Here is a 12882-nt window from a genome sequence, read left to right as displayed (position 1 = left end):
GGCGGTCGCACCCCGGCCCGGTCCCTCCCGCCAACCACCCGACCGGACCACAGCGCCACCCCACACCACCCCAAGATCCCAACTAGGGTGAAAGTCGTGGACGCACTGGATCCCGTTGAGTCGGTCAACACCTTCATCGGCACAAAGGACGAGGGCAACACGTTCCCCGGCGCGTCCATGCCGTTCGGCAAGGCGCATTCCAGTCCGGTCGGCTCCCACTACGCCGGCTACCGCTACGACGACCAGCAGATCCGGGGCTTCGGGCACTTCTTCCTGTCCGGCGCGGGCTGCTGGGAGCAGGGCGGGCTGGTGCCGATCCTGCCGGTCACGCAGCTGCCGCAGATCTTCGACCACAAGCGGTACGCCAGCGGCTACACGCACGACGGTGAGATCGGCAAACCCGGTTACTACAAGGTCAAGCTGGACCGGGACATCACCGTCGAATGCACGGCGACCACGCGCGCGGGTGTGGAGCGGTACACGTTCCCCGCCGGCGTCCAGGGCACGCTGCTCGTCAACGTGGGCCAGGCCAACGACAAGGAGCCGGTCAGCGCCAGTTCCGTCAGGGTCGTCGGCGACCGGACGATCGTCGGAACCGTGGAGACGCAGGCGTTCTGCGGCGGTCGCCCGTACCTCACGCACTTCGCCACCAGGTTCGACCGCCCGTTCACGCAGTTCGGCACGTGGGGTCCGACGGGATCCAAGCCGGGCCAACGGGATTCCGCCGGCGGTGCCGGGCTCAGGGGTGCCTGGGTGACGTTCGGCCCCGGCCCGGTCACGGCGACCACCGCACTGTCCCAAGTGGACGAACAGGGTGCGGCGAACAACCTGGAGACCGAGACCGCAGGCAGGACGTTCGACGACATCCGCAACGAGGCGCAGGAAGCCTGGCGCGCGGAGCTCGGGTGCATCGAGATCGAGACCGACGACTGGGACGAGCGCGCGGTCTTCTACACCGCGCTCTACCACGTGCTGCTCCAGCCGCTGACCGGCAGCGACGCGGACGGCCGGTACCGGGGCTTCGACAACCAGGTCCACCAGGCCGACGGCTGGACCTACTACGAGTACTACTCGCTGTGGGACACCTACCGCGCGCACAACCAGCTTCTGGCGCTGCTGCGCACGAAACGCTCGCAGGACATCGCACGGAGCATCCTGGCCATCCACGACCAGGGCGGCTGGCTCCCGCGCTGGGCGTACGCGAACCAGGAGACGAACTGCATGACCGGCGACCCGGTCACACCGTTCCTGGTCGACCTCTGGCGCTTCGGCCACCTCAAGGGCTTCGAAGAGCAGGCGTACCAGGCGTTGCTGCAGAACGCCGACGGCGTCCCGCCGCAGAGTTCCCGTTTCCAGGGCAGGTCCGGCAACCCGAACTACCTCGCGAACGGATTCGTCCAGTACGACAAGCGCTTCCCGAAGAAGGGCCAGGACACCGATCCGCACCACGGCGCGTCGGCGACCCTGGAGTACGCGCTGGCCGACGCCACGCTCGCAATCATGGCCGCGGAACTGGGCCACGCCGAGGACGCGGAACGGCTCCGCAAGCGCGGCCTCAACCACCGCGCCCTCTGGGACAACAGCGTCACGGACCGAGGGTTCACCGGGTTCCCGCGGCCGAAGTTGCAGGGCGGCGCGTGGCTCACCCCGTTCACACCACAGGGCCCGGAAGGGTTTCACGAAGGCACGGCGTGGCAGTACCAGTGGCTCTGCCAGCACGACATCGCCGGCCTGATCACGGCGCTCGGCGGCAAGGCCGCGGCCGAGGCGCGGCTGGACGACTTCTTCGCGTACCCCGATCTGCTGGTGGACCCCGCGCGGACCGTCCGCGAGAAGTGGGTCGTGGGGCCGTACGACTACTACAACCAGTTCAGGTACAACCCGAACAACGAGCCCGATCTGCACGCGCCGTGGATGTACGCGCTGATCGGCAAACCGGAGAAGACGTCGGTGGTCGTGCGGGCCGCACAGACGTTGTTCGTCAACGGGCCGGCGGGTGTCACGGGCAACGACGACCTCGGCACGATGTCGGCCTGGTACGTGTTCAGCGCGCTCGGGATGTATCCGGCCGTGCCGGGGACCGGCGAGTTCGTGCCGCACGCTCCCAAGTTCACGAAGGCCGTGGTCCATCTGGAGAACGGCAAGGACATCGTGATCGAAGCGGAGGCGGCCGACGTCACGAAGACGCAGGTGGTGCGGCGAATTCGCAGCGGCTGGCGCTCCAGGACGAAGGATCGGATCGAGCTCGCGGAACTGCGTTCGGGGACCACGCTGGAGGTCGACCTCCACACACTTTCCAACTGAGACGTCAGAACGGTCGTAGTCTCGTGCGATGGGCATCTGCGCGAGCTGCGGCACGGGCTTCGCGCCGCTGCCCTCGCGGGCGCGCTATTGCTCGAACGCGTGCCGTCAGCGCGCCTATCGTCAGCGTTCCGCCGGAACGTCCACTGTGGTCACGGAGCTGCCCCGCTACGACGACGCGTTCGTCGGCAGGGAGAGCGAGCTCGCGGAGCTGCTTTCGTTGCTGCGCAAGCACAGGATGCTCACGCTGGTCGGGCCGGCCGGGGTCGGCAAGACGAGGCTCGCGGCCGAGCTCGCCGGACGTGCCAGACGCACCGAGGTCCGCACCGTCGAACTGGGCAGGCTGAGCCGGCCTGAGCAGGTGGTGCAGGCCGTCGCGGAAGCCGTTGGGGTGTACCAGCACGCGGGTGTCGCGCTGCGGACCACGTTGCTCCAGGAACTGACCGGCCGCCGAATCTTGCTGCTCGTCGACAACTGCGAGCACCTCGTCGAAGAATGTTGTGCCGTCGTGGACGCGCTCCTGTCGCGGTGCCCGCACGTTCAGGTTCTCGCGACCAGCCGGGAAGCGCTGAGATCCGTCGGCGAGGTCGTCTATCCGCTGCACGGCATGGAAGCCGACGCGGCGAAGTTGTTCATCGAACGCGCCGGGGCCGGCGGTGACCGCGATGCCATCGCGGCGATCTGCGCCCGCCTGGACGGCCTGCCGCTGGCCGTGGAACTGGCCGCGAAACTGTCCGGATCGGTGCCGCTGACCGAACTCGCGGACCGCCTCGACCACCGCCTCGACCTGCTGAGCGACGCCGGTGAGCAGGTGCGGCACCAGAGCCTGCGTGCCGCCATCGCGTGGAGCCACGACCTGCTGACCGCGCCCGAGAAGGAGCTGTTCCGGCGGCTCGCGCTGCTGCCCGGCGGGTTCGGGCTGGAGATCGCCCAGGTCGTGCACGGCGGCGCGGTGATCGGCCTGCTCACGGCGTTGCAGGCGAAGTCGTTGGTGGTGCGGGAGAACGACGGCCGGTTCCGGATGCTCGAATCGGTTCGCCTGTACGCCGCTGAACGGCTCGAAGAGCACGGCGAGCACGAGGTGACGGCCGAACGGATCGTCGAGTGGCTGTGCGAGAAGGGCGAACCCGCCGTCTCGTCGTCGATCCTGACGCCGGAGCAGGTGAAGGCGCAGCACCAGGAGTACGACAACGTGGCGTACGCGTTCGCCCATCTGGTGGCATCGGAGGACGACCGGCGGCTGATGCTCGCCACGATGCTGCTGCGGGTGTGCTTCGACCGCGGCTACTTCGCCGAGGCCGGCGCGGTGCTGATGCAGGTGCTGGACCAGTCGCCCGCCGACGCCCGCTACCGGATCCTCGCGCTGGAGTACGCGTCCCTGCTGGCGGGCCACGACCAGCGGCACGACGAGGCGGTGAAGTACGCCATCGAGGCGGTCGAGACCGCGGAGGCCGGCGGGCAGGACCTGATCAGGTGCCGCCTGTTCCGGACGTTAGCGAGCGCTTACGACGGCATGGGCGACGTGGCGAACACCGCGTGGGCGTTGCGCCAATCGATCCAGCACGGCGTGCGCAACGGCAACGACGTGAGTGTGGCTGTGTCCAGCCAGAACCTCGGCTGGCGGCTGCTCGTCCAGGGTGACGTGGACGCCGCCGCGGTGCTGATCGACGGCGCGTTGCCGGTGCTCAGACTCCATGCACGGCAGGACGTCGTGGCCATCGCGGTGCACACGTCGGGCTGCATCGCGTTGGAACGAGGGGATTTGGCGGCGGCCGGCGCCCGGTTCGCCGAGAGCGCGCGCATGACGGCGACCACGCCGCGGGCCGTGCTGGAGTCGGTCGAGGGACGCGGCCTGGTCGCGATGCTGTCCGGACGTCACGAGCTCGGCGTGCGACTTCTGGCAGCCTGTCAGCAGATGCGCACGTCGTGGGTTGTTCCGTCCGAAACGTGGTGGCGGCGGAAGATGGACGCCGCGCTGGACCTCGCGCGGGAATCCTTGTCTCCGGCGGCTTTCGGGCGGGCGCTCGGCGCGGGCCGGGCGATGGACGTGCGGCACGCCCTGGAAACCGCGCTGGACAAGGAGATCGTGCAGCACCCTGTGCTCAGCGACCGGCAGCGGATGGTCGTCGAACTGGTCGCACGGGGTTTGACGAACGCGCAGGTAGCGGCCAAACTCGGCATCTCGCACCGCACCGTGGAATCCCACGTGCACAACGTGAAAACGGCGTTGAATCTTTCGTCTCGCGCGCAGCTCGCGGCCTGGGCCCAGTCGCACTGACGCGTCCAACTGAGACGTAACGCTGCGGTTCATCCGGATGACTTCCCGCCCCCTGCCGTTCATTGTGAGGACGACTACGGAAGGGGAGGGGTGACGTGGAACCGTTCCGCCTGCTGCACCCCGACCTCGTGCCCCAGCAGCGCGAGTCGCTGCAGCACGCCGCGTCCACGCTCGTCCAGATGGGCTTGGACGACACCGTGCTCTCGGCGTCGCCCGTGCACCAGCGCCTCGCGCGCGTGGTGCTGGCGAGCAGCGGCGTCATCGAGTGGACGCCCGGCTACTGGGTCCAGGACGACACCCTCGACGAGCGCTTCGGCGTCGTCCGGGTCGGCGGCGACCGCGGCGGGATCTTCCTCTCCGGTGTCCTGATCGCCTACCTCGACGTGCTCGAGAACGCGGCCAGGATGGGCACCTCGATCACCGAGGACTCCTGGCGCACCCTGCTCTGGGCCCCGACCGCGCTCTTCGACCACGTGCTGCGGCGTCCCCAGGTCGGCATGACCGTCGTGACGCCCGGCTGCGGCGCCGAGGACCTGCCGTTCGAACGCACCCAGGCCGGCCAGCGCCTCTACCTCGCGCTGATGCAGGCCGCCCGGTTCGCCGTCACCGGCGTGCTGCGCGCCCAGGACGACCGCACGCTCGTCGAGGACTGCGTGACGCTCGCGACCGCGTGCCTGCGCGCCGCGGCGGTGGCGCTCGCGTTCGCCTGCGACGTCCCCGGCGGCCTGGCGGTCCCGGTCGTGGAGACCGCCGAGCACCGCTACCTGTGGCAGGTGATCGGCGAGGTCCGCGCCGCGGTTCCGCGTGCTCGCTTCGAGCAGTTCGCGGCGGCCCTGCGCAGGTTGAACGACGCGTACACCGCCTGTCCCCTCCTCGTTGCAGGCGGCTGACCCACTTCGTCTCGACTTGGCGCCGACTTTCGTCGTTTCGCCACGCGAACCGATCAGCGCTGACCTACCGTCACGCCCATGACGGAGGAACGGTCGGCGGTCGTGGTGCGGGACATCCGCAAGAGCTACGGCGAGCTGAAGGCGGTGGACGGGGTCTCGTTCACCGTGGCCGAAGGCGAGTTCTTCGGCATCCTGGGGCCCAACGGCGCCGGGAAGACCACCACGCTGGAGATCGTCGAGGGGCTGCGCAAGCCCGACAGCGGTGAGGTGCGGTTGCTCGGCGAGAGCCCGTGGCCGCGCAACGTGAAGTTGTTGCCGCGCATCGGTGTTCAGCTGCAGGCGACGTCGTTCTTCGACAAGCTGACGGCCAAGGAGCAGCTGCAGACGTTCGGCGCGCTCTACGGCGTGAGTCACGGCACGGCCGCTGACATGCTGGAGCTGGTCGGCCTCGCGGACAAGGCGAACGAGCAGGAGAACAAGCTCTCCGGCGGTCAGCGCCAACGCCTTTCGATCGCGTGCGCGCTGGTGCACGACCCGGACATCGTGTTCCTCGACGAACCGACCGCCGCCCTCGACCCGCAGGCCCGCCGCAACCTCTGGGACGTCCTGCGCGCGATCCAGGAACGCGGCAAGACCATCGTCTACACCACGCACTACCTGGACGAGGCCGAGATCCTCTGCGACCGCGTGGCCATCATGGACACCGGCAGGATCCTCGCGCTCGACCCGCCGGCCGTGCTGGTGCGCGGCCTCGACGCGCCGACCCACGTGACGCTGCAGAAGGGTGTTCTGTCCGTTGTGGACGCTTCCGCGCTCGACGGCGTCGACGAGGCGCAGGAGGACGAGGTGTCGCTGACGCTCTCCACGCGCCGCCCCGCTCCCGTGCTGTCCGCATTGGCCGAACGGGGCGCGCTCGACGGACTTCAGGTCCGCACGGCCACCCTCGAAGACGTTTTCCTCAACCTGACCGGTCGGGAGTACCGCGCATGACCGCGTTCAAGACGCTCTCGGTGGCGATGCTCAAGGGATTCCTGCGGGACAAGGTGACGTTGTTCTTCACCTTCCTGTTCCCGTTGATGTTCCTCGTCATCTTCGGCCTGATCCTGCGCGACGCCGGCGCGGACAAGACGAGGATCGCGGTCGTCGGCGACGGCCCGATCGTGTCCGCGTTGCGCGACAGCGGTGCGCTGGAACTGGAGTCGTACAACGACGAGAACTCCGCCGTGCAGAAGGTGAAGGACGGCGACCTGCCCGCCGCGCTGATCATCCGCGGGCAGCAGCTCGACGTGCGGTTCGCGCAGAGCGACCAGGTCAAGTCCGCGACCGTGCTCGGGATCATCAACGGGTTCGTGGACAAGGCGAACCTCGCCGCGACCGGTCAGCCGCCGACCTTCACGTTCGCCGCGGAGAAGGTCGAGGACGCCTCGCTCAAGCCGATCCAGTACCTGACGCCGGGCATCCTGTCGTGGGGTGTGGCGGTATCGGCGGTGTTCGGCGCGGCGCTGACTCTCGTGTCGTGGCGCCGCAAGCAGGTGCTGCGGCGGATCCGGCTGGCACCCGTCTCGGCGGGTTCCGTGCTGTCGTCGCGGATCCTGGTCAGCGCCGGCGTCGCGCTGGTGCAGGGCGCGACGTTCATCGGCATCGCGTCGCTGCCGGTGTTCGGGCTGAAGCTGTCCGGGCAGTGGTGGCTGGCGATTCCGTTGCTGCTGCTGGGAACCATCGCGTTCTTCGCGCTCGGCATGCTCGTCGGCGCGTTCGCCAAGACCGAGGAGGCGGCGTCGGCGGCCGCGAACATCGTGGTGCTGCCGATGGCGTTCCTGTCCGGCACGTTCTTCCCCGTCGACCAGGCGCCCGCGTGGCTGCAGACCGTGTCGAAGATCTTCCCGTTGCGGCACATGAACGACGGCATGCTCGACGTGCTGGTGCGGGGCAAGGGGATCGAGGCACTGGCGATGCCGGCGGCGATCCTGGTCGGGTTCTCGCTGGTGGTCGGTTTCATAGCCTCCCGCGTCTTCAAATGGGAGGAATAGGACAGGGGTGGGTGCCGTGTGCCGCCCGTCACGGTTCATGATGGGGAACCATGACGTTCTCCAGCGTGGTCGGACGGTTCCGCATCCTCGCCCTGGCCGAGGCCATCTCCTGGGCGGGCCTGCTGCTCGGGATGTTCTTCAAGTACGTCGTCGTGCAGAACGAGATCGGCGTCAAGGTCTTCGGCCCGATCCACGGCCTGATCTTCGTCGGCTACGTGCTGGTGACGCTGATGGCCGTCGCGCCGCTGAAGTGGGACGCGCGCACGACGGTCCTCGCGCTGTTCGCGAGCATCCCGCCGTTCGGCACGGTGATCTTCGAGCGCTGGGCCTCGAAGACCGGCCGCCTCAGCGAACCGGCAGCCGAACAGCTCTGAGCTCCGCTTCGGGGTAGCCCGTGTGGTAGATCCGCTCGGACTGCTCGACGTTGTCCAGGAACTGCTGCGCCTTCACCGCGTTGTGCAGGTGTGACGCGGCGCGGGCGACGTCGAGCGCTTCGAGCGGCCTGCTGTCCGGTCTGAGCGCGAGCCACGCCTCGCTCCACACGCGGCGGACGTGGTCGTGGATCTCCGGCCGGGTGAACTCGATGATCCGGCACGCGTCGAGCGCCGGGTGACCCCAGACCGCGTCGGCCCAGTCGATGATCGCGCCCGTCCTGTGCCAGTTGCCGGGGTGGAAGTCGCCGTGGGTGAGGGTGTCCGGCAGGCCGAAGCCCGGCATCGGCACCGCGGTGGAGCGGATCCGCGGCTCTCCTGCCAGCGCGTGCTGCACCGCCACCCAGCGCGGCACGATCGTCTCGACGTCCTCGGGCGTGACGTCCCAGCAGTTGCCGCCCGGTTCGTCGCCGAGCAGAACCCGTTGCGGCGCCGAGGCGATGAGCTTCGGGACCAGCGTGGGGTCGACGTCCGCGACCATCTCGATCACCGCGCCCTCGTCGCTGAAGAACGGCGGCACGGCCTTGAGCCACACCGGTCCGTCCGCGGTGGGCAGGCGGTGCACGACCGACATGGCCCAGGTGCGGACCTGGACGGCGGGCCCGGTGCGGCCGACCTGGGTGTCGGCCCACGCGACCAGTTCCGACGGGCCGCCGCGACGTGCCCACGGCATCCGGTGCTCCGCGTCCTGTTCCGGCTCTTCCGCCGCGTGGAGCTTCGCTCCGCCGGGTTCGCCCAGCGCCTCGACGTGATAGGTCACGAAGCCGCCGCACGGCCTGTCGCCGCCCTCGGCCGAGATCAGTCGCAGTACGTGCGTTGGGACGCCGAGCAGGCGTTCGAGGGCGTCGTTGACCGGTTCCACGTGGTACCAGTCGAGCGTCGGGACCTCGAACGCGTCCAGGCGGCCCGCGAACCCGCCGGGCGCGCTGACCAGTGCGGTGACCGTCCTGCTCATCCGGCGACGAGCCTCAGCACCTCGCGGAGTTCGACCTGCGGATCGCCCTCGTGGTAGATCCGCTCGGACTCCTCGATGTTGTCGAGGAACTGCTGGTACTTCACCGCGTTGTGCAGCCGGGACGCGCGGGGTGCGATGGCCAGGGCTTCGAGCGGCCTGCTGTCCGGTCTGAGCGCGAGCCATGCCTCGCTCCACACGCGCCGGATGTGGTCGTGCAGCTCGGGCTTCGCGTACTCCATGAGCCGGCACGCGTCGAGCGCCGGGTGTCCCCAGACGGCGTCGGACCAGTCGATGACCACGCCGCTGCTTCGCCAGTTGCCGGGGTGGAAGTCGCCGTGCGTGAGGGTTTCGGGCAGACCGAAGTCCGGCATCGGCACTGCGGACCGCTGGAGCAGTGGCTCGCCCGCGAGCGCGTGCTGGACGGCGACCCAGCGCGGCACGACGTCGTCGACCTGCTCGGCGGTCAGCTGCCAGCAGTTCGCGCCGTCGGCCTGGCTGAGCAGCACGCGTCCCGGTGCGCCGGCCAGCACCTCGGGCACCAGCGTGGGGTCGTGGGCGGCGACCGTCTTGATCACCGCGCCCTCGTCGGCGAAGAACGGTGGCACGGCCTTGAGCCACACCGGTCCGTCCGCGGTGGGCAGGCGGTGCACGCTCGACAGGTTCCAGGTCCGCACCTGGACCGCGGGGCCGGTGCGGGTGATCACCGAGTCGGCCCACTCGACCAGTTCGGACGGACCGCCCGGACGTGCCCACGGCAGGCGGTGCTCGGCATCGGGTTCGGGTGCGTCGACAGGTTCCAGAAGGCTGTGATCAGGCTCTTCGTGCGCTTCGACGTGGTAGGTGACGATGCCGCCGAACGGCACCTTGCCGCCCTCGGCCGAGAGCAGCCGCAGAACGCTCGTCTCCACACCGATCAACTCCCGCAGAGCGGTGTTGATCGGCTCCACGTGGTTCCAGTTCGGTGTCTCGACCGGGATCGCTTTCGTGCGCCCGTTGAATCCGCCGGGGGTGCTGACGAGCGCGATGATGGAGCGGTCCGGTCGATCCCACATGGGCCCATCAGGCCACAGATCGGCCTGCGCTCCCAAACGGTTTTCTCAGTCCTCGAAGTCGCCGCTCGCCCGGCGGACCTTGGCGAGCAGGTCCGTGAGCTGCTCGGTCTGCCGGTCGGTGAGGCCCTTGAGGCCGAGGTTGACGTCGACGACGGCCGCGGTCGCGCTCTCCCGGCGCTGCAGCCCCGCGTCGGTGATCTCGACCAGCGTCGTGCGGCGGTCGGTCGGGTGCGGCGTGCGGCGGACGAGGCCGTCGCTCTCCAGCCGGTCGACGATGTTGGTCACGCTCGTCGGGTGCAGCTGCAGGCGCTCGCCCATGACCCGCATCGGCAGCGCGCCCTTGCGGGAGAAGTAGAGCAGTACCAACGCCTCGTAGCGCGCGAACGTGAGTCCGTGCGGCTTGAGGGCTGCGTCCACGGCGGACTGGATGATTTGCTGGACACGCATGACGCTCGTGACGGCGGCCATCGACGTGGAGGAACCCACCCGGTCGTCCCACAGCTCGGCCGCGCGGGCGATCGGATCGAACGGCAGCGGTGTCATGGGCAACGAAGCTACCAGTCAGTACTACCCGTGGATCATCAGGAGGCACGTGTGCTCGTCGCGTTCAGCGTCGCTCCGTCCGGTTCGGACGAGACAGGAGGCGTCGCGAAGGCCGTCGCCGAGGCGATCCGGGTCGTGCGGGAGTCCGGCCTGCCCAACGAGACGAACGCGATGTTCACTCTGATCGAGGGGGAGTGGGACGAGGTGATGGACGTGGTCAAGCGCGCGACGGAAGCCGTGCAGGCCAGTGCCTCGCGCGTGTCTCTCGTGCTCAAGGCGGACATCCGGCCCGGCTACACCGGTCAGCTCAAGGCCAAGGTCGACCGGATCGAGGAGCACCTCTCCGACACGCCCTGATCCGATCCGGTTCCGGCACGTCTCCTCGGATGGCCGAACGCTCTACGCCGGCCCGGTGAGTGCACCCGTGCAGCGGCGTTCGCTGGGTTAGCGTGTCGGGCGTGGACGCGAGACAACTGTGGTTGAGGTTCGAGCCCTACCACGACGTCACGTACTTCACGCCCGAATCCCGCGCGGCGACCGACGCGCTGGGCTGCAAGGGCGGCTGGATGGGCTACTTCGGCATGCGCGCCGCACCGCTGGGCGCAGCGTCGCCGGAACTGGTGACGGCGGTCTTCTACAACTTCGCGCCGCGCATGGTCTCCCGTGCGCTGCCGGACGCGTGGGCGGTCGCCTCGCCGTCCGAGTACCTGCGTGTTCGGCTGGCGGGTGCGGACGGCGCGTTGCGTCGTCTGCTGGGTTCGGTGGACACGCCCGAAATCGCCGAGGCTGCTGCTTTGGCTCGTGTGGCCGCTATGGCGGCGCCTCTCGCCGGGCGTCCGCTGGCTGCCGCGAACCGTGCGTTGCCGTGGCCTGCCGAGCCCCACCTGGAGTTGTGGCACGCGTGCACGATCCTGCGCGAGGCCCGCGGCGATGGTCATGTCGCCGCTTTGGTCGCTGCCGGCGTGGGACCGTGCCAAGCGCTTGCGCTCTATACGCGTGAGCATTCCCTCGATCCGGCATACATGCGCACCGCGCGTGGTTGGACTGTCGAAGAATGGGAAGCAGTGGAAGGACTGCCCGGTGACCTTCCATCGGTGGAACGAGCCACGGACTTGGCCGCTCTAAGTCCGTGGGAAGCACTGGGTGAAGTTGGTACGACGCGGTTCATCGACCTGATGACACCGCTGGCTCTACGCATCGCCTCAGCCAACGAGGCGATGCGCGTCAACCCGATGGCCCTGGACCCGGTCCGGGAACTAGCCGTGCCAGGATGGAACACGTGACAAGGCCTGATCCTCGCAAGACCGCCGCACTGTCCGCCGCGCTCTCGGGCGCCGTCGATCTCGGCGCCCTGAAGGCCCGCGCCGACGCTGCCCGCACGGCCGCCGCCACACCGGCCGCCGCCGGCGCCTCCGCTCCCGACAACGGCTCCGTGCCGTGGATCGTGGATGTCACCGAAGCCTCGTTCCAGGCTGTGGTCGAGCAGTCCCTGCAGGTGCCCGTCGTGGTGCTGCTCGGGGCCTCCTACAGTCCTGAGTCGCAGCAGCTGGCTTCGTCTTTGACCCGGTTCGCGTCCGCTTCCGGCGGGGCGTGGATTCTTGCCCGCGTCGATCTGGAGGCCTCGCCTCGGATCGGGCAGGCGTTCGGGGTGCAGTCGGTGCCCACTACCGTGGCCGTTGCTGCTGGTCAGCCCATTGATGCTTTTGCCGGGCCCATTGACGACGGTGAGTTGTCGCAGTGGATTGCCCGGTTGCTGGATGCTTTGCGGGAGCGGTTGCCTGGGATTCGGGCCGGGGAAGCTCGGGCCGGGGCTCCTGTGGTGGCTGAGGACGAGGTTGTCGAGGACCCTCGGATCGTTGCTGCTGAGGAGGCCTTTGAGCGTGGGGATTATGTTGCCGCTCAGGGGTTCTACTCGGAGATTCTGGCTTCTGAGCCTGGGCATGAGTTGGCCAAGGAAGGGCTTGCGCAGGCTCGGTTTGCTGAGCGGGCTGAGGCTGTTGATCCTGCTGTGATCGCCAAGGCTGATTCCTCGCCTGAGGATGTTGATGCTCAGTTGGCTGCGGCTGATGCTGAGGTTGCCGGGCAGTTGGTCGACGAGGCGTTTGCTCGGCTTGTCGGGACTGTTCGGCGGGTTTTTGGGGATGATCGGGATCGGGTTCGGGTGCATTTGGTGGGGTTGTTCGAGTTGTTCCCCGCTGATGATGCTCGGGTTGCTGCTGCTCGGCGGAGTTTGGCTTCTGCGTTGTACTAGCGTTCCCCGGCTTGCGGGCGGCGACCTTGCGGGTGGTCACCTTGCGGGCGGCCTGGTTGCGTTGGGTGCTTCCCCTGGGGGCTCTGCCCCCAGACCCCCGGCAATCTGATCGGGGGGTGGCGCCGCCTGCGGGTAGATGGCACGCCTGTTG

The 12882-nt window shown here is 68.8% G+C and carries 12 protein-coding genes; 9 read left to right on the top strand and 3 right to left on the bottom strand.

The window, feature by feature from the left end; translation table 11 throughout:
- Window positions 1-96 precede the first annotated feature (96 nt).
- The 6 genes from ACH413_RS37520 to ACH413_RS37495 all read left to right on the top strand — a co-directional run bounded on the left by ACH413_RS37520 (window position 97) and on the right by ACH413_RS37495 (window position 7873).
- Window positions 97-2304, top strand: a complete 2208-nt coding sequence (locus ACH413_RS37520) for a GH92 family glycosyl hydrolase (protein WP_360047767.1) — start codon at window positions 97-99, stop codon at window positions 2302-2304.
- 28 nt (window positions 2305-2332) lie between these two features.
- Window positions 2333-4579, top strand: coding sequence for a LuxR C-terminal-related transcriptional regulator (locus ACH413_RS37515; RefSeq protein WP_360047766.1), 2247 nt, complete (start codon window positions 2333-2335; stop codon window positions 4577-4579).
- Between the two features lie 95 nt (window positions 4580-4674).
- A complete protein-coding gene (locus ACH413_RS37510) occupies window positions 4675-5469 on the top strand; it encodes a hypothetical protein (protein ID WP_360047764.1) in 795 nt (264 codons plus the stop codon).
- 78 nt (window positions 5470-5547) lie between these two features.
- Entirely contained in the window at window positions 5548-6459 is a 912-nt protein-coding gene (locus tag ACH413_RS37505) for an ABC transporter ATP-binding protein (RefSeq protein WP_360047762.1), read from the top strand.
- The gene (locus ACH413_RS37500; protein ID WP_360047760.1) at window positions 6456-7499 is read left to right on the top strand and encodes an ABC transporter permease; all 1044 of its coding nucleotides are present in this window, start codon (window positions 6456-6458) and stop codon (window positions 7497-7499) included. The genes ACH413_RS37505 and ACH413_RS37500 overlap by 4 nt, the downstream gene beginning before the upstream one ends.
- Window positions 7500-7549: 50 nt before the next feature.
- On the top strand, window positions 7550-7873 hold the full coding sequence (locus ACH413_RS37495; protein ID WP_093592884.1) for a DUF3817 domain-containing protein: 324 nt from the start codon (window positions 7550-7552) through the stop codon (window positions 7871-7873).
- Here ACH413_RS37495 and ACH413_RS37490 read toward each other — a convergent pair.
- The 3 genes from ACH413_RS37490 to ACH413_RS37480 are packed head-to-tail and all read right to left on the bottom strand — an operon-like array spanning window position 7845 to window position 10480.
- Window positions 7845-8885 (bottom strand): phosphotransferase, encoded by a 1041-nt coding sequence (locus ACH413_RS37490; protein ID WP_360047758.1) that lies wholly within the window; start codon window positions 8883-8885, stop codon window positions 7845-7847. The two genes, ACH413_RS37495 and ACH413_RS37490, sit on opposite strands and share 29 nt — an antisense overlap.
- Window positions 8882-9937 (bottom strand): phosphotransferase, encoded by a 1056-nt coding sequence (locus tag ACH413_RS37485; RefSeq protein ID WP_360047756.1) that lies wholly within the window; start codon window positions 9935-9937, stop codon window positions 8882-8884. Before ACH413_RS37485 ends, ACH413_RS37490 begins: the two co-directional genes overlap by 4 nt.
- Window positions 9938-9982: 45 nt before the next feature.
- Window positions 9983-10480: a MarR family winged helix-turn-helix transcriptional regulator gene (locus ACH413_RS37480; protein WP_093592887.1), complete on the bottom strand. Its 498-nt coding sequence runs from the start codon at window positions 10478-10480 to the stop codon at window positions 9983-9985.
- Window positions 10481-10531: 51 nt separating this feature from the next.
- On the opposite strand from ACH413_RS37480, the gene ACH413_RS37475 reads away from it, so the two are divergent.
- The 3 genes from ACH413_RS37475 to ACH413_RS37465 all read left to right on the top strand — a co-directional run bounded on the left by ACH413_RS37475 (window position 10532) and on the right by ACH413_RS37465 (window position 12731).
- On the top strand, window positions 10532-10837 hold the full coding sequence (locus tag ACH413_RS37475) for an MTH1187 family thiamine-binding protein (RefSeq protein ID WP_360047884.1): 306 nt from the start codon (window positions 10532-10534) through the stop codon (window positions 10835-10837).
- Window positions 10838-10938: 101 nt separating this feature from the next.
- Complete coding sequence (locus tag ACH413_RS37470) at window positions 10939-11763, top strand: hypothetical protein (RefSeq protein ID WP_360047754.1); 825 nt, start codon at window positions 10939-10941, stop codon at window positions 11761-11763.
- Window positions 11760-12731, top strand: coding sequence for a tetratricopeptide repeat protein (locus ACH413_RS37465; protein WP_360047882.1), 972 nt, complete (start codon window positions 11760-11762; stop codon window positions 12729-12731). Before ACH413_RS37470 ends, ACH413_RS37465 begins: the two co-directional genes overlap by 4 nt.
- The last annotated feature ends 151 nt before the right edge of the window (window positions 12732-12882 follow it).

It is taken from the genome of Lentzea sp. NPDC020367 (assembly GCF_044387305.1).
Lineage (GTDB): Bacteria > Actinomycetota > Actinomycetes > Mycobacteriales > Pseudonocardiaceae > Lentzea.
This window is presented reverse-complemented; position numbering and strand designations above follow the sequence as displayed.